This is a genomic window from Streptomyces sp. NPDC013157, assembly GCF_042899865.1.
GTDB lineage: Bacteria > Actinomycetota > Actinomycetes > Streptomycetales > Streptomycetaceae > Streptomyces.
The window spans coordinates 151,324-168,314 of sequence record NZ_JBIBAK010000018.1; the positions used below are offsets into that span (position 1 = coordinate 151,324).

At 74.4% G+C, this 16,991-nt stretch carries 12 protein-coding genes; 10 read left to right on the forward strand and 2 right to left on the reverse strand.

Going from position 1 to position 16,991, the window contains the following annotated elements; genetic code table 11:
- Positions 1-21 precede the first annotated feature (21 nt).
- The 4 genes from ACFY6U_RS40720 to ACFY6U_RS40735 all read left to right on the forward strand — a co-directional run bounded on the left by ACFY6U_RS40720 (position 22) and on the right by ACFY6U_RS40735 (position 7,164).
- The gene (locus ACFY6U_RS40720) at positions 22-2,754 is read left to right on the forward strand and encodes an alpha-mannosidase (protein WP_390046580.1); all 2,733 of its coding nucleotides are present in this window, start codon (positions 22-24) and stop codon (positions 2,752-2,754) included.
- A gap of 143 nt (positions 2,755-2,897) precedes the next feature.
- Positions 2,898-5,876: a glycoside hydrolase family 2 TIM barrel-domain containing protein gene (locus ACFY6U_RS40725; protein ID WP_390046582.1), complete on the forward strand. Its 2,979-nt coding sequence runs from the start codon at positions 2,898-2,900 to the stop codon at positions 5,874-5,876.
- Between the two features lie 74 nt (positions 5,877-5,950).
- Positions 5,951-6,802 (forward strand): response regulator transcription factor, encoded by an 852-nt coding sequence (locus ACFY6U_RS40730; protein ID WP_390046584.1) that lies wholly within the window; start codon positions 5,951-5,953, stop codon positions 6,800-6,802.
- Entirely contained in the window at positions 6,688-7,164 is a 477-nt protein-coding gene (locus tag ACFY6U_RS40735; RefSeq protein WP_390046586.1) for a sensor histidine kinase, read from the forward strand. The genes ACFY6U_RS40730 and ACFY6U_RS40735 overlap by 115 nt, the downstream gene beginning before the upstream one ends.
- On the opposite strand, the gene ACFY6U_RS40740 is transcribed toward ACFY6U_RS40735, so the two are convergent.
- A complete protein-coding gene (locus ACFY6U_RS40740; protein WP_390046588.1) occupies positions 7,161-8,333 on the reverse strand; it encodes a serpin family protein in 1,173 nt (390 codons plus the stop codon). The genes ACFY6U_RS40735 and ACFY6U_RS40740 overlap by 4 nt on opposite strands.
- Before the next feature lie 275 nt (positions 8,334-8,608).
- On the opposite strand from ACFY6U_RS40740, the gene ACFY6U_RS40745 reads away from it, so the two are divergent.
- From ACFY6U_RS40745 to ACFY6U_RS40770, 6 genes are all read left to right on the forward strand, one after another.
- Positions 8,609-9,826: a DUF4190 domain-containing protein gene (locus ACFY6U_RS40745; RefSeq protein ID WP_390046590.1), complete on the forward strand. Its 1,218-nt coding sequence runs from the start codon at positions 8,609-8,611 to the stop codon at positions 9,824-9,826.
- A 147-nt stretch (positions 9,827-9,973) separates the two neighbouring features.
- Positions 9,974-10,726: a GntR family transcriptional regulator gene (locus ACFY6U_RS40750; RefSeq protein ID WP_294005575.1), complete on the forward strand. Its 753-nt coding sequence runs from the start codon at positions 9,974-9,976 to the stop codon at positions 10,724-10,726.
- 328 nt (positions 10,727-11,054) lie between these two features.
- Positions 11,055-11,252, forward strand: a complete 198-nt coding sequence (locus ACFY6U_RS40755; RefSeq protein ID WP_351489951.1) for an SPOR domain-containing protein — start codon at positions 11,055-11,057, stop codon at positions 11,250-11,252.
- A gap of 21 nt (positions 11,253-11,273) precedes the next feature.
- On the forward strand, positions 11,274-11,681 hold the full coding sequence (locus ACFY6U_RS40760; RefSeq protein WP_390046592.1) for a (deoxy)nucleoside triphosphate pyrophosphohydrolase: 408 nt from the start codon (positions 11,274-11,276) through the stop codon (positions 11,679-11,681).
- 341 nt (positions 11,682-12,022) lie between these two features.
- Positions 12,023-12,430 carry an ATP-binding protein gene (locus tag ACFY6U_RS40765; RefSeq protein WP_390046594.1) on the forward strand — a complete coding sequence of 136 codons (408 nt, stop codon included), beginning with the start codon at positions 12,023-12,025 and terminating at the stop codon, positions 12,428-12,430.
- Between the two features lie 259 nt (positions 12,431-12,689).
- Positions 12,690-15,278, forward strand: coding sequence for a SpoIIE family protein phosphatase (locus tag ACFY6U_RS40770; RefSeq protein WP_390046596.1), 2,589 nt, complete (start codon positions 12,690-12,692; stop codon positions 15,276-15,278).
- A gap of 211 nt (positions 15,279-15,489) precedes the next feature.
- Here ACFY6U_RS40770 and ACFY6U_RS40775 read toward each other — a convergent pair whose 3' ends face one another.
- Positions 15,490-16,971: a hypothetical protein gene (locus tag ACFY6U_RS40775; protein ID WP_390046598.1), complete on the reverse strand. Its 1,482-nt coding sequence runs from the start codon at positions 16,969-16,971 to the stop codon at positions 15,490-15,492.
- Positions 16,972-16,991 lie beyond the last annotated feature (20 nt).

Here is a 16,991-nt window from a genome sequence, read left to right on the forward strand (position 1 = left end):
GCACAGAAGGTGTTCCCCGCGATGCCCAACCCGGCAGTCTTCGTGCCCCACTTCCACTGGGACCGCGAGTGGTACGAGCCGTTCCAGGTGTTCCGGCACCGGCTCGTCACCGCCCTCGACACCGTGCTGGAGACGGCCGAGGCCGACCCGGACTTCCGGTTCACCGTCGACGGGCAGATGGCCGCCGTCGAGGACTACCTGGAGATGCGGCCAGAGAACCGCGACCGGGTCGCCGCCCTGGTCCGCGAGGGCCGGCTGGCCGTCGGGCCGTGGCTGATCCTGCTCGACGAGTTCCTCTGCTCCGGCGAGACCGTCGTCCGCAACCTCCAGATGGGCTGGGCGGCCGCCGAACGGCTCGGCGGCGCGATGCCGGTCGGCTACCTGCCGGACATGTTCGGCCACATCGCGCAGATGCCGCAGATCCTGGCCCGCGCCGGCATCGAGCACGCGGCGCTGTGGCGCGGGGTGCCCGGCACGGTCGACGGGCACGCCTTCCGCTGGCGCGCGCCCGACGGCTCCGAGGTGCGCACCGAGTTCCTCTTCGACGGGTACGACAACGGCCTCGACGTCCTGCTGGTACCGGACCGGATCCGCAGCGCGCTCGCCGAGTACGCCGGGATGACGGCCGGGCGGTGGGGCGGCGACCCGGTGCTCGCCATGGCCGGCACCGACCACAACGCGCCCGACCCGCGGCTGGCGGAGTGGCTGCGCAAGGCCTCCGGCGAGGAGCGGCCCCTCACCGTCGCCACCCTCGACGAGTACATCCGGGGGCATGTACGGGACGAGGTGACCGCCGTCGTCACCGGTGAGCTGCGCAGTCACGTACGGGGCAACATCCTCCCAGGCGTGCTGTCGGTCCGGCTCGGGCTCAAGCAGCGGATGGCCGCCGCCGAGCGGACGGTCGACCACGCCGAGCGGATGAACGCCCTGTGGTCCGGCCGCGACGACTCCGCCTTCCTCGCCCTCGCCTGGCACAAGATCATCGAGTCCACCGCGCACGACTCCGTGGTCGGCTCCGGCACCGACGAGACCTGCGACCAGGTCGCGGCCCGTCTCGCCGAGGCCGCGCAGACCGCCCGCGCCGTCCGGGACGCGGCCCTCGCCGAGCCCGCCGCCGGGGTGCCCGGCGACGCCCACCTGGTCGCCAACCCGCTGCCGTCGCCCCGTACCGCACTGGTCGAGGTCGACGTGGTGGCCGCGCCGGAGGGGAGCACGCTGGTCGCGACCACCGCCGACGGCGCGGCCCACCCCGTACAGCTGGTCTCCCACGCCCCCACCGTCCTCAGCGACGAGCGGCTCGACGCCTCCCGGCTCGAACGCGTGCTGCGCCGGATCCACCGCCGCGAGCTGTTCGGCCTCCTGATCAACGGCTGCGAACTCACCCCGAACTCCCTGGTCTTCCACCTCGCCGAGGTCCCGGACGGCCCCTTCGACCTGATGACCCTGCGCGCCGAGGTCGCCGCCGCGGCCGCCGCGAACCCGGGGGAGTGGCGGGTGCGGACCCTCGCCCAGGCCCGGGCCACCGCGCTGGTCGCCGTCCCCGTGCCCGCCGCCGGGCTCGCCGCCTTCCGGGTCGGGGCGGCCGACGACCGGCCCGCCGCCCCGGCGCCGCGGCCCGCGACGGCGACGGCGACGGCGGACACCCTCTCCAACGGCCTGGTCGAGGTCGCCGTGGCCGCCGACGGCACCCTGGACGTGACCGGCGTCGACGGCACGGTCCTGTCCGGTGTCGGCCGCCTGGTGGACGGCGGCGACCGCGGCGACAGCTACAACTACGCCCCTCCGGCCCACGACGTGCTCGTCTCCGAGCCGGTCCGGATCGGCGTCGAACTCCTCGAAAGCGGCCCGCTGCGGGCCCGGTTGCGCGTCACCCGCGTCTACGAGTGGCCGGAGGCGCTCGCCGACGGCGACCGCGACCGGCGCGGCGGGCGTACCGTCCCGACCCCCGTGGACATGCTGGTGGAGGTCCGCGCGGGCGAGCCCTTCGTCCGGATCTCCACGTCGTTCCTGAACCGGTCCGCCGACCACCGGCTGCGCCTGCACGTCCCGCTGCCGCTGCCCGTCACCACCTCCGCGTCGGCCGGGCAGTTCGCCGTCACCGAGCGCGGCCTGACCGCCGAGGGCGGCTGGGGCGAGTACCCCCTGCCGACCTTCCCGGCGAGCACCTTCGTGTCGGCGGGCCCGGCCACCGTCCTGCTCGACCACTCCGCCGAGTACGAACTCGTCGACGACGGCTCCGCCCTCGCCCTCACCCTGCTGCGCGCCATCGGCTCCATCAGCGTCAACATCCACCCCCTGCGCGACGAACCCGCGGCGAGCGAGATCCCCGCCCCGGGCGCCCAGGACCTGGGCATGCGCATCGAGAACCGGTTCGCCGTACTGCCCTGGGCGGCCGGCTGGCAGGGCGCGAACGCGGTCGCCCTCGCCGAGGAGTTCCGCAACGACGCCCTGGTCACCCGCGGCACCGGGCCCGGTGGCGCCCCGCTGCCCCCGGACGCGGCCGGCGTCCGGGTCGACGGCCGGGACGTGCACGTGTCCGGCATCCGCCGGATCACCGACCCCGAACACGGACCCGGCACCGAGCTCCGGCTGGCCGCGATGCGGGACACCCCGACGGCCGTCCGCGTGACCGGCGCCTTCACCGAGGCGACCACCGTCGATCTGCTCGGCCGCCCGCTCGCCCCCGAACCGGTCCGGGACGGGCTCGAACTCGACCTCGGCCCCTGGGAGATCCGCACGGTCGTCCTCCGCTGAGCGCTCCGCCGGCAGGGCCGCGATGTGTCGTATGTCGTCTGCGGGTCCGTTGTGGCTGGTCGCGCAGTTCCTCCCCCAGCCTTCGGCCGGGGGTACCCCAGCGCCCCCTCGGGGCGCCCCATCCTCAGGAAAGTTGTGACGTCTTGCCCTCCGAGCTCACCGCGTATCTTTCGGACCCCGCCCCCTGGCACGGCGCCCTGCGCCCGGCCCGTTCCTGGCTGCACTCCGACGCACCGGCCCTCTCCCTGAACGGCCCCTGGCGCTTCCGGCTGTCGCCCACGGCGGCCGTGGCGTCGGACTTCTCCGCCGAGGAGTTCGACGACCGGGGCTGGGACAGCATCCCGGTGCCCGCGCACTGGGTGCTGGAAGGCGACGGCGCCCATGGCCGGCCGTCGTACACGAACATCCAGTTCCCGTTCCCGATCGACCCGCCGCACGTCCCGGACGAGAACCCCACCGGCGACTACCGCCGCCACTTCGACCTCCCCGCCGGCTGGCCGGACGCCGAGCGGGTCGTCCTGCGGTTCGACGGGGTCGAGTCGCTGTTCAAGGTGTGGGTGAACGGCGTCGAGATCGGCGGCGCGAGCGGCAGCCGGCTGGCCCACGAGTTCGACGTCACCTCCGCCGTGCGCCCCGGCGACAACGTCGTCGCCGTCCGCGTGCACCAGTGGTCGGCCGCCAGTTACCTGGAGGACCAGGACCAGTGGTGGCTGCCGGGCATCTTCCGGGACGTCACCCTGCTCGCCCGCCCGGCCGGGGGCATCGAGGACGTCTGGCTGCGCACCGGGTACGACGACGGGCGCGGGCGCGTCGAGACGGAGGTCACCGCCGACGCGGCCGCGTTCCCGGTCACCCTGCGCATCCCCGAACTGGGCGTGGAACAGGTCTGGGAGACGGCGGCCGACGTGGCGCCCGTCGACGTCCCGGAGGTGGAGCCCTGGTCGGCCGAACTGCCCCGGCTGTACGACGTGACCGTGTCCTCGGCCGCCGAGAGCATCGCCCTGCGGGCCGGCTTCCGCACGGTCGAGATCCGCGGCGACCGGTTCCTGGTCAACGGCCGCAAGGTCGTCTTCCACGGCATGAACCGGCACGAGGCCCACCCCGAGCGCGGCCGGGTCTTCGACGAGGCGCACGCCCGCGCCGACCTGGCGCGGATGAAGCGGTTCAACGTGAACGCCATCCGCACCAGCCACTACCCGCCGCACCCCCGGCTGCTCGACCTCGCCGACGAACTCGGCTTCTGGGTCGTCCTGGAGTGCGACCTGGAGACCCACGGCTTCGAAAAGGCCGGCTGGACCGGCAACCCGACCGACGACCCGGCCTGGCGCGCGGCCTGCCTGGACCGTATCGAGCGCACCGTCGAGCGGGACAAGAACCACCCCGGCGTCGTGATGTGGTCGCTCGGCAACGAGGCCGGCACCGGAGCCAACCTCGCCGCCATGTCCGCCTGGGTGCACGCCCGCGACCCCGAGCGCCCCGTGCACTACGAGGGCGACTACACCGGGGACTACACCGACGTCTACTCCCGGATGTACTCGACCGTGCCGGAGACCGAGCAGATCGGCACCGACGGCTCGCAGGCGCCGCTGCTCGGCTGCACCCCGGCCCAGGGTGCCCGGCAGCGCACCAAGCCGTTCCTGCTCTGCGAGTACGCCCACGCGATGGGCAACGGGCCGGGCGCCCTCGACCAGTACGAGGAACTGGTCCACCGCCACCCGCGGCTGCACGGCGGCTTCGTCTGGGAGTGGCGCGACCACGGCATCCTGGCCACCGCCCCCGACGGGACGCCGTACTACGCCTACGGCGGCGACTTCGGGGAGGTCGTGCACGACGGCAACTTCGTGATGGACGGGATGGTGCTCAGCGACGACGTGCCGACGCCCGGCCTCCACGAGTTCAAGGCGGTCGTCCAGCCGATCCGGTTCGCCCTCGACGGCGACCAGCTCGCCGTCACCAACCTGCGGCACTCGGCCGACACCTCCGACCTGCGGTTCCGCTGGCGCGTCGAACACGACGGAACGCCCGCGGCAGCGGGGGAGCTGGAGGTCCCCGCGGTGGCGGCGGGCGCGTCGGAGCGGGTGCCGCTGCCGCCGGTCGAGGTGGCCGCGGACGCCGAGACCTGGCTGACGGTCGAGGCGGTGCTGGCGACGGAGACGGCCTGGGCCCCGGCCGGGCACGAGGTCGCCACCGCCCAGCTGGACCGCTCGCTGCCGCGGCCGGTGCCCGCCGTCCGGCGCCGGACCGGCTGGCGGCCCGGCGAGGGAACGCGCACGCTCGGCATCGCCGAGTTCACCGGCGGATCCCTCACCCGGCTCGCCGGGCGGGCCGTGACCGGGCCGCGGCTGGAGCTGTTCCGCGCCCCGACCGACAACGACGAGGGCACCGCCGACCGGCTGGAGGGCAGCGACAACAGCACGGCCGACGTGTCCAGCGCCGACCTGTGGCGCCGCGACGGCCTCGACCGCCTGACCGCACGCCGGATCGGCGTGGAGCACGCCAGGGACGCCCTGCGCACCGTCGACCGGGTCTCCGCCGCGGACTCGACGCTCTCGGTGACGGTGGAGTCGGTCTGGTCGGTCGAGGACGGTGAACTGGAACTGCGGGTGGAGATCGAGCCCGGGCGCGGCTGGACGACGGTGTGGCCGCGGATCGGGGTCCGCTTCGAACTGCCCGACGGCACGGCCCCCGTGGACGGCGCCGAGTGGTTCGGCCTGGGCCCGCTGGAGTCCTACCCCGACAGCCTCCGCGCGGCCCGCACCGGCCGGTTCTCGGCCACCGTCCGGGACCTCTCGGTGGACTACGCGCGCCCCCAGGAGACCGGCCACCGCTCCCGGTTGCGCCGGCTCACGCTGACCAGCGGCGACGCCGAGGTGCTGCGCATCGACGCCCTCCCCGACACCCGTGGACGGCGCCCCGGCTTCACCCTCGCCCGCCACACACCGCAGCAGATCGCCCGGGCCGCCCACCCCTGCGAACTCCCGGAGTCCGCCACCAGCCACCTCATCATCGACGCGGCCCAGCACGGCCTCGGCTCCCGCGCCTGCGGACCGGACGTGTGGCCGGAGTTCGCGCTGCGCCCCGAGGCCCGCACGATCAGGCTGCGGATCACGGCAGGAGCCTGAACAGCAGGACCCGACAGCTCTTTCACGGTCCGCGCCCACGCGGTCCACGGCCGGGCGGTGGACGGTCACCGGCCATGAAGTTATCCACCGGTACCCCACGGATCCTGGTCGTGGACGACGAGAAGGACCTGACCGACCTGCTGGTGACGGTGCTGCGGGCCGAGGGCTGGCGGACCGAGCCGGCGCCGGACGGCACCACGGCGCTGCGGGCGGCCCGCGGCTTCCGGCCGGACGCGGTGGTCCTGGACCGCGGGCTGCCCGACCTGGAGGGCCTGGAGGTGCTGCGGCGCCTCCGGGCCTGGCGGCCGGACCTCCCCGTCCTGTTCCTCACCGCCCGGGAGAGCGTCGAGGACCGGGTCGCCGGCCTGTGCGCGGGCGCCGACGACTACGTGCCCAAGCCGTTCGACCTCGACGAGCCGGTGGTCCGGCTGCGCGCCCTCCTGCGCCGCTGCGACGCCGCCGGGCCGGGCGGCTCGCTGCTCGTCGTCGACGACCTGACCCTCGACGAGGAGACCCGGCAGGTCCACCGGGCCGGCACCCGGGTCCGGCTCACCGCCCGGGAGTTCGAGCTGCTGCGCTACCTGATGCGGCACACCGGCCGGGTCCGCGGCCGGGCGGAACTCCTCGACAACGTCTGGGCGGAGGAGGCCGACCGGCACGGATGCGCACCCTCGTCGAGGACCTGCTGCTCCTCGCCCGCCTGGACACCGGGCGCCCGCCGGCCCGCGAGGAGGTGGGTCTCGGCCCGCTGCTCGCCGAGGCGGTGGCCGACGCCCGCGCGGCCGGCCCCGACCACCGCTGGGAGTTCCTCATGCCCGGCGACCTGGTACTGGTCGAGGGCGACCCGGACCGCCTCCACCAGGTCGTCGCCAACCTCCTCGCCAACGCCCGTACCCACATCCCGCCCGGCACCAAGGTCACCGTGACCGTCCGGACCGCCGGCGGCCAGGCGGCGGTCCGGGTCGCCGACGACGGCCCCGGCATCCCGCCCGACCTGCTGCCCCGCGTCTTCGAACGCTTCGCCCGCGGCGACGCCTCCCGCTCCCGGGCCACCGGCAGCAGCGGCCTCGGCCTCGCCATCGTCGCCGCCGTGTCCGCCGCGCACGGGGGATCCGCCGAGGTCAGCAGCGAACCGGGCCGCACGGTGTTCACCGTACGGCTGCCGCTGTGCCCGGCGCACGCCGGTGAGGCGACCCCGCCCCGGAAACCCATGGGACGTGAAATCCGGGCGCGACCGGCCACGACGGCGCCGCGCACGAACGACAACGCATCGCGGCCCTCGGGCTAGCCGGCCTCCGCCGGCTCCGTCACCCACCCCGCCACCAGCACCAGCCGGCTCTCCCGGTGCACGGCGAGGAAGCCGAACGGCCGGTCGACGGTGACCCGGACCACCGTCGACTCGTACCGGTACTGCGGCGGGCCGCCGCCCGGCGCCGCCACCACCGCCGTGACCGCGGCGGCCCGGAAGCCCAGCGGCCCGAACTCCGCGACCGCGGACTGCCCGGCCGCCCCGACGGCGAGCGGCGCGGCACTGATCCCGGGGAAGTGCCCCCCGCGGGCGTCGGCGGCCGTGGAGAGCCCGAACAGCCCGTGCAGCTGGAGCAGGTCGTGGTCGGCGCGGACCGTGAAGCCCGGGGTGGTCACGTCGAGCCGGATGGGGTCCGGGGCGACGGACGGCTGCCGCTCCACGACCACACCCGGCCCCGCGGGCCCGTAGGGGAGCTGTCCGCCGGTGGTCACCGGCAGGGCCCGCTCCACTACGCCGATGCCCGTGTGCAGCACCTGCCCCGGGGCCATCCCCTCGGCGCCGAGCACCAGATGCACGTCGAGACCGTTGTCGCCGGGGATCCTCAGCGTGGTGACGTGGCCGTCCGGACCCGCGGTCACCCCGATCCGGTCGGGCCGGACGCTGCTGCGATGCAGACCGGCCAGGACCCGCCCCTGCCAGGGCCCGGAGCCGGGCCGCAGCACCGTCTCCCGGAACGGGTGCTGCCAGTCCGTGCGCAGCGCCAGCGCGGTCGCCAGCACCAGCCGGGCGCCCTCGGCGAGCCGCACCGGCAGCCGCTCGACCAGCCCCTGCGTGCGCTTCGCCGCCCACGCGTCCAGCGCCTGACGGGAGGCCGCGAGATCGGCGCCGAGCACCCCGTGCGCGTCGGCCGGCAGCCCCGCCGCCCACGGCTCACGCAGTTCCAGCGCCCGGTCGGTCCACAGCCCCAGAGCGGACCCGACGCCCGGCATCGAGTCCAGCCCCGTGAGTAACTCCCGGGCACCGGCGGCAGCTTGATCGGCTTGCCTGCCCACGGCCCGGGTCAGCTCGTCCCGGGCCGGGCCGGCGGCGCCGTCGGCGAGGAAGGCCAGCAGCGGCCAGACACCGGCGGCCGAGAAGACCGTGCCCTGTCTGGTCTGCCGCGCCCAGCGTGCGGTGAGCGCGTTGACGGCGCTGACGGTCTCGTTCATTCGTCGTCCTCCCAGGGGTACTCGGGGAAGGGCAGGGGGTCCGTGACCCGGCCCGCCGCGAGGGCGAGCCGGGAGTCCCGGTGCGGGGCGAGGAAGCCGAAGGGGCGGTGGTCCACCGGGAAGCCGGGGTGCGGTCGGCCCGTTCACCGCGCGCGGCCGCCGTCCCCACCCTCATTCCGCCCCCGTTCACGGCGCGCTTACGATGCGCGCAGTCGTACGTCAGTTCAGCCGTCCGTTTCCGCGCGGCCCGACGCCCCCTCAGGAGCACGGTACCGGTGTCCATACCTCCGCCCCCCGGCCCCCACCAGCCACAAGGGCCCTACCCACCGCCCCAGTCGGGCCAGCCGCAGTACCCGCAGTACCCGCAGGCGCCGTACGGGCAGCAGCCGCCGTACCCGGGGCCGTACCAGCCCTGGGGCCAGGGCTACGGCCCCTACGCGCCGCAGCCGCCCGTCAACGGGCTCGCCATCGCCTCCCTCGTGCTCGGGCTGCTGTGCTGTCTGCCGGGGGTGGGGCTGGTGCTGGGGCTGGTCGGGCTGGGGCAGATCCGCAGGCGGGGTGAGCGCGGCAGGGCGATGGCGGTCATCGGGTCGGTGCTCTCCGCACTCGGGCTGGCCCTGTGGGTGCTGGTGCTGGCCACCGGCGGGGCGGCGGAGTTCTGGGAGGGCGTCAAGGAGGGCGCGAACGACAGCTCCAGCCTCTCCCTGTCCACCGGCGACTGCTTCGACACCCCCGACGGCACGCTCACCGGCGACCTGGTCTCCGACGTCACCGTCGTGGACTGCGAGAAGGCGCACGACGGCGAGGTCTTCGCCACCTACCGGCTCAAGGGCTCGGACTACCCGGGCGACGACAGCGTCGGCGACTCCGCCGACCGGCGCTGCTACGGCCTGGAGGACGGCTACGCGATGGACGGCTGGGCGATCCCCGGCGACGTCGACGTGTACTACTTCACGCCCAGCGCGGACAGTTGGGAGTACGGCGACCGGGAGGTCGCCTGCGTCTTCGGCAACACGACCGAGGGCCGCACCCTGTCCGGCTCGCTGCGCAACGACGAGAGCGTGCTGGACAACGACCAGGTCGCCTACCTCGACGCCGCGCACGTCCTCAACACCGCCCTCGCCGGCGTCCCCGAGGCCGAGTACGTCGAGGACGACCTGCCCGGCTACCGGCAGTGGGCGGACCGGGTGACCACGGCCCTCGGCAAGCAGACCGCGATGCTGCGCGCGCACGACTGGGGCCCGGACGGAAAGAAGCCGGTGGACGACCTGATCGCGGACCTCGACAAGGCGCGGACGGAGTGGGCGAAGGCCGCGAAGGCCACGGACGCGGACACGTACTACGCCCATTACGACAAGGGCTCGGCGCTCCTCGACCCGAAGCGGACCGTCACCGCCCGCAAGGCTCTGGGCCTCGCCACGACCCCGCCCTCGTACGACGACGGGGGCGGCGGCTCCGGCAGCGGAGGAAGTGGCTCCGGCATGGAGGTGTGATCGCGGCTATAACGGGGAGAAAGTGCCTGCGCAAAGCCTCCCCGGGCCACATGTCATCACATCGAGTGATTCTCTGGCCTTTGCTTGCATGGCTCAACCCACGGTTGCCACGCTGTTGCTGTCTGTACAACCTGATGGGAGCGGCCAGTGACTTTCGGTGAGCAGCCGGCGTATCTGCGTGTCGCGGGTGATCTCCGCAAGAAGATCGTCGACGGTTCGCTGCCGCCCCACACCCGGCTGCCCTCCCAGGCCCGCATCCGCGAGGAGTACGGCGTCTCGGACACGGTCGCCCTGGAGGCCCGCAAGGTGCTGATGGCCGAGGGGCTGGTCGAGGGCCGGTCCGGCTCCGGGACCTATGTGCGCGAGCGGCCCGTGCCCCGGCGGGTGGCCCGCTCCGGGTACCGTCCGGCCGGCGGCGCCACCCCGTTCCGCCAGGAGCAGTCCGACGCGGCGGCGCGCGGCACCTGGGAGTCCAGCAGCGAGCAGACCGGGGCGGGCGCCGCGATCGCCGACCGGCTCGGCATCCACGTCGGCGACCGCGTGATGTGCACCCGGTACCTGTTCCGGGACGCCGGGGAGCCGATGATGCTCTCCACCTCCTGGGAGCCCCTCGCCGTCACCGGCCGCACCCCCGTGATGCTGCCCGAGGAGGGCCCGCTCGGCGGGATGGGCGTGGTCGAGCGGATGCGCGCCATCGACGTCGTCGTGGACAACGTCACGGAGGAGGTCGGCGCCCGCCCCGGCCTCGCCGAGGAACTGCTCACCCTGGGCGGGGTCCCCGGCCATGTCGTCCTGGTGATCCAGCGGACGTACTACGCCTCCGGCCGCCCGGTGGAGACCGCGGACGTCGTCATCCCCGCGGACCGCTACCGGGCCTCCTACCATCTGCCGGTGAGGTAGTCGGACCTACCACCTCACCGTGAAGTAGCGCACACCCTTGCGATGGTTGACGCCTTCACGACTCGGGCACGAACCTGTGCCCGCCGCTGGAATCCGGCCGTTCTCCCAGGTGAACCGGCTGTCCTCGCCATGCTCGCGACCCGAAGTACGGGGCGCGCGAGCGGCGCATTCGTTGTCGTGCGCCCCCACCGTTCTGGCTGGTTGCGTACCTCTTTGTGAAAAGGCGTATTCGCTGCGTAAAGGTTAGGCGTACGCTCGGGCATATGCGGAGTGCGGTTTCCTTAGTGGGGTGGGGATGGACGGGAGCCGGGAGATGCGGAGGGGCGCGATGACGGAAGGCACGGTCTCTCTCCCCTGGCTCGTCATACGGCAGGACGACAACGGCAATCGCTACCGCGTCGGCCGGTACGCGACCCGGGCCGAGGCGCAGAAGATCGCCGACAGTCTCGACGACCGCGGACACAAGCAGCTCTACTGGGTCGAGCGCATCGGTCACGCCAACGGGGACGGGGCCAGCCGGAACTGACCCTCCCGTAGGCTCCGGCCCATGAGCGAACGGATCGTGGTGGTCGGAGCCGCCCTGCTCGACACCGGCCGCCTCCTCGCGGCCCGCCGCAGCGCACCCCCCGAGCTGGCCGGCCGCTGGGAGCTTCCCGGCGGCAAGGTCGAGCCCGGCGAGACCCCCGAGCACGCCCTCGTGCGCGAGCTGCGCGAGGAGTTGGGCATCGAGGCGCAGACGCTGACGCGCGTACCGGGAGAGTGGCCCCTGCGGCCCCCGTACGTCCTCCAGGTGTGGACCGCCCGCCTCCACCCCGGCTCCCCGGACCCCAAGCCCCTCCAGGACCACGACGAGCTGCGCTGGCTGACCCCGGAGGAGATCTGGGACGTGAACTGGCTGGACCAGGACGTGCCGGCGGTACGCGCGGTCACCGCCATGCTGGGACGCGGGGCGTAGCCCCGACGAACAGGGGCGCGGGCCGCATTGGACTTGCGGCTCCCGCCGCGTGGGCGCGACAGGCGGATCGAGTCCGGGGCGCAGCCCCGACGAACAGGGGCGCTGGGGGCACCCCCGGCCGAAGGCTGGGGGAGGAACTGCGCGACAAGCCCCCGCCGTGCCGCACCCGCCCGACACCCGCGCCCCCCCGAGCTCCTAGGCGCTCGGCCCTCCCGGCGTAAGCCGTTCGCACCACAGTGCGCCCTCTCTCGCGGTACTGCCCTCCGGTAATCGGGTATGTGCCCATTAACCCCACGAAACCGGACAGTGCCGGGCTCGCAGCCGGGGGAAGCGACTGGGAAGTGATCGGTGTGATCGACACCGAAGGTGACACCGCCGAGTGGACCTTTCCCGCGGAACCGGGCGCCGTGCGCACCGCCCGGACCGCGGTCCGAGACCAGCTGCGGGGCTGGGGCCTGGACGGCCTCGCCGACCTCGCCGCCCTGCTGGTCAGCGAGCTGGTCACCAACTCGCTGCGACACGCCACCGGCCCCATCGGCGTACGCCTCGTCCGCCCCCCGGAGCTCGGCGACACCCTGCGCGTGGAGGTCTCCGACCCCCTCCCGGACCCGCCGCGCGAGCGCGCCGCCGGCCCCGACGACGAGAGCGGCCGCGGCCTCCAGCTCGTGGCGGGCTCCTCGCGCAGCTGGGGTACCCGTCGGGGAGACAACGGCAAGACGGTCTGGTTCGAGCTGGCCGTACCGGGGTGAACGGGGTGAACGGGATGTACACGCAGTGCTACGTCGTCCACCCGCGAGAGTGGCCGGTCAACGCGTGCCGGAGTGCGTGGTTCGACGGCGTGTTCCCTGGTTAGAAGACTGGAAGTGTTGTCACGGTCCGGTCCGGAAATCGTCGGGACCGTGCTGTGATCGTGAACACCGTGTCAGGCGGCACCGTAGTGCTGGATACTGCGGGCAGCCGCACCCGGTGACCGGTGCCGGACGCGGTGAGCTGGAGGGGACGGTTCGCGTGAGCGAGATACCAGCTAAGGCCACGGAGTCCGAGGACCCGTCGGACGGCGCGAGGGCGGGGACCGCGGAGACAGCCGCGGCCCCTGGCGACGCCGTGTGGCAGAGCAGCCCGCCCGGCTCGATCTACGACTACATCAAGGTCGCCTCGTTCTCCATCGGCGCCGGCGGCCTGGTCGACCAGTGGAGTCTGCGCGCCGAGCAGATCTTCGGCATCCCCGCCGAGCGCGCCGTCGGCATGGACCCCATCGAGGCGTTCGTCGCCCCGGACCTGCGCGAGCGCGGCCAGCGGAAGATGGCCGAGATCCTCGACGGGCGGGAGTGGACCGGCGTGGTCCCGTTCCGGATGCCCGACACGGCGGACGGCGAGCGCGGCGAGGAGGGCATCGCCGAGGTCTACGTCATGCCCACCCGCACCGCCGAGGGCGAGAACGCGGCCGTGTGCATCGTGGTCGACGTCCGCACCCTGCGCAGCATCGAGACCGACCTCGCGGCCTCGCAGTCGATATTCGGTCAATCTCCTTTCGGCTTCCTGCTGATCGACACCGACCTGCGGATCCGCCGCGCCAACGTACGGTTCTCCTCCATCTTCGGCGGCACCCCCGAGGACCACCGCGGCAAGGGCGTCCACGACTACCTCCCGCGCTCCGAGGCCGAGCGGGTCGCGGCCACCCTGCGCCGGGTCCTGGAGACCGGCAACTCCATCACGGACATGCACGTCACGGGCTTCGTGCCGGGCTCCGAGGAGCGCCGGCACTGGTCCATCAACCTCTACCGGGTGCACAGCGGCACCGGCCGCCCCATCGGCATCGCCTGGCTCGGTCTCGACATCACCGCCCGCCGCGCCGCCGCCCGCGAGGCCGCCGCCGCCCGGCGCAACCTCGCCCTCCTCAACGAGGCCGGCGCCCGCATCGGCAACTCCCTGGACCTGGAGACCACCGCCCGCGAACTCCTCGACGTGGTCGTCCCCGGCTTCTGCGACCTCGCCACCGTCGACCTCTACCAGGGTCTGCTGGCCGGCGACGAGACCCCGCCCGGACTCGCCGACGGCAGCGCCGAACTGCGCCGGGTCGCCTTCGCCAGCGCGGTCTCCGACGCCCCCTTCGTAGGCGGCGGCGCCCCGGTCGCCGTCGGCGCCGTCCACCACTACCCCTTCAACTCCCCGTGCGCGGACGCCCTGCGCACGGCCCGCCCGCAGCACGTGCCGGCGGCGGAGGGCGGCCTCGTCCAGTCCACGCTGGCCGTGCCGATGGTCGCCCACGACACGGTCGTCGGCCTCGCCCAGTTCGCCCGCACCAAGGGCAGCGAGCCGTTCGGCGACCGCGACCGGGAGCTCGCGGTGGAGCTGGCCGCCCGCGCCGCCGTCTGCATCGACAACGCCCGGCTCTACCGGCGCGAGCACGAACGCGCGCTGATACTGCAACGGTCCCTGCTCCCGCCCGGCGACCCGGAGGCCTCCGGTCTGGACATCGCCTGCCGCTACCTGCCCGGCAACGCGGCCACCGAGGTCGGCGGCGACTGGTTCGACGTCATAGAACTCCCCGGCCACCGCACGGCGCTGGTGGTGGGAGACGTGATGGGCCGGGGGCTGCGCGCGGCTGTCGCGATGGGCGAACTGCGCACCGCGGTCCGCACGCTGGCCCTGCTCGACCTCGAACCGGCCGAGGTGCTCTCCGCGCTGGACGAGATCGCCCGCGGTCTCGGCACCCCCGGCGGGGTCCAGCAGGCCACCCGCACGGCCCGCCAGCCCCGCGACGCCGACCTCTCCGAGGTCTACCTCGCCACGTGTGTGTACGCCGTCTACGACTCCGTCACGAGACGCTGTACGTTCGCCAACGCCGGCCACCTGCCACCCGTCCTCGTGGAACCGGGCGAGGCCGCCCTGATGCTCGACGTGCCGCCCGGCATGCCGCTCGGCGTCGGCGGCGAGCCCTTCGAGGAGGTCGAGGTCGAACTCCCCGAGGGTGCCCTGCTCGCGCTCTACACCGACGGCCTGGTCGAATCCCGCGACCACCCCCTCGACGAGGGCCTCCAGGCGTTCGTAGGGGCCCTCACGGACCCCGCCCAGCCCCTGGAGGACGTCTGCGACCACGTCCTCAACACCCTCGACACGCACCACGGCGAGGACGACATCGCGCTGCTGATGGCACGGGTACAGGGGCTGCCGGCCGACTCCGTCGGCGACTGGACGCTCCCACGCGAGCCCCGCAGCGTCGGCCGCGCCCGCGAGTACGCCCGCGGCCAGCTGCTCACCTGGGACCTGGAGCCGCTGGTCGACACGACGGAACTCCTGGTCAGCGAACTCGTCACCAACGCGCTGCGGTACGGCGAGGGCGACATAAGACTCCGCCTCCTCCTCGACCGGACCCTGGTCTGCGAGGTCTGGGACTCCGGCCTGGTCCAGCCGAGGCGCCGACGCGCCCGGGACACCGACGAGGGTGGCCGCGGCCTCCAGCTGGTCGGCCTCCTGAGCGCGGCGTGGGGCTCACGCCGGACGCCGCGGGGCAAGACGGTGTGGTTCGAACTCCCGCTCCCGGACGGCGAGACGGGCCTGACCGACCCTGCGGAGGCGCTGCTCAGTCTGTTCTGAGGAGGCCGTGGTCATGGCGCGACGCCGCGGGGGCTGGTCGCGCAGTTCCCCGCGCCCCTTTGGGGCGCTCTGGTGAGCGCATACCGATACGGCCCCGCGCTTCGGAAGGGCGCTCGCGCAACCCCCTGCTTTTAGGGGCGCGGGGAACTGCGCGACAAGCCCCCGCGGACCCGCGGCCGCCCGACGACCCTCCGCGGCACCCCTTGACGCGCTACCCCAACCGCCCCCTGCTCTCGGGCCCCCCGAAGGCCACCACCGGCCCCCCGTCCCCCTCCTCACCCAGCAGCACGCCCCCGAGCACCGCCCCCGCCACCCCACTCCCGTGGCCGCCCTCCCCGGTGAACGGGTTCCCGTGCGCCCGCACATCCCGCTCCGCCAACTCCCACGCCCGCCGCGCCAGCCGGTCGGCGTCCGCGGGCGCAGCCCGCCCCGCAGCGGCCAGCAGCGCCCGCGCCTCCGCCCCCACCGCCGCCCGATGCGTTCCCACGAAGTCGTCCGCCACCCCCAGCGCACTGCGCGCCACCAACCCAGCCCCCGCCGCGATCACCCCGGCCCGCCCGCCCCCCATCCCCTCCACCGCCCGCACGACCCGGCGCAGCGCGTCCAACGGGTCGTACGGCCCGCCGGCCACCTGCCCCCGCACACCGGCCAGCACGGCGTCGGCATGCGCCAGCCGCGGCGGCAACGCCGTCCCCCGCAGACCCGCCAGCTCCGCCTCGGCGCCGGTGAGGGCGGCCGGCACCAGCGCCGCCGCCGTCCGCAGCTCTTCCGCCAGCCGCTCCACCCCGCCCAGCAGCACCCCGGCCTGCGCCACGGCCCCCTCGGCGGCCCGCACCCCCCGCCGGAACCCGTCGTCGTCGCCCGAATCGGCGGCCTGGCGGGCCTGGTTGAGCCGTGAGGTGGCGAACACCAGCCGGTCCTTGGCCTGTTCGACGTGTCCGACGACGGGGCCGACCGCGGCCGCACCGTACCGCTCACCCGCCCCGGCCAGCGCCGCCGCCACCCCGCCGGTCCGCCCCGCCAGCTGCCGGAACCGCCTCTCGGCCTCGGCCAGCGCATCCCCCGCGTCCCACACGGCGTCGAACCCCGCCGCCTCCGCGTCCAGTTGCCGATCCGCCTCCGCGCACCGCCCGACCACGCCCACCAGTGCCTGGCGCCGGCCGGCGTCGTCCCCCGGCACCCCCTCCTCGTACCGCCGCCATATCGCGAACGCGGCCGTCAACTCCGTCTCGGCGGCCCGCAGGGCCCGTTCGGCGGACGTGGCCCCGTGGACGTACCCGAGAGCCTCCCGGCTGGTGCGGACGCAGTCGTCGGCGAGGACCAGGGAGGTCCGGGCCTGCCGCTCGACGTCGGCGGGCGTCGGAGCCGGCGGGGCGGGGGAGAGGACGCCCGGCGTGGTGCGCGAGCGGGCCCGCCGTATCCGGCGCACGTATCCGTAGCCGCCCAGTGCGCCGGCCGCCGCCACGGCGACGAGCGGCAGGACGTAGTCGGTCGCCGACGCCCCGTCCGCCGCCTGGGCCGCGGCCACCGTTCCGCCGCCCGCCACGGGAACCGGATCTTGAGTGACGCTCGTCATCACCGGCAACACCAGCCAGACCGCCCCGGCCACCCCGCCCAGCACCGCATGCCCCACCCGCACGGCTATGTGCCCCGTGGCATGCCTCGGCCGACCCCGGATCAAGGATGACGTCACATTTCGGAGCGTATGGGCAG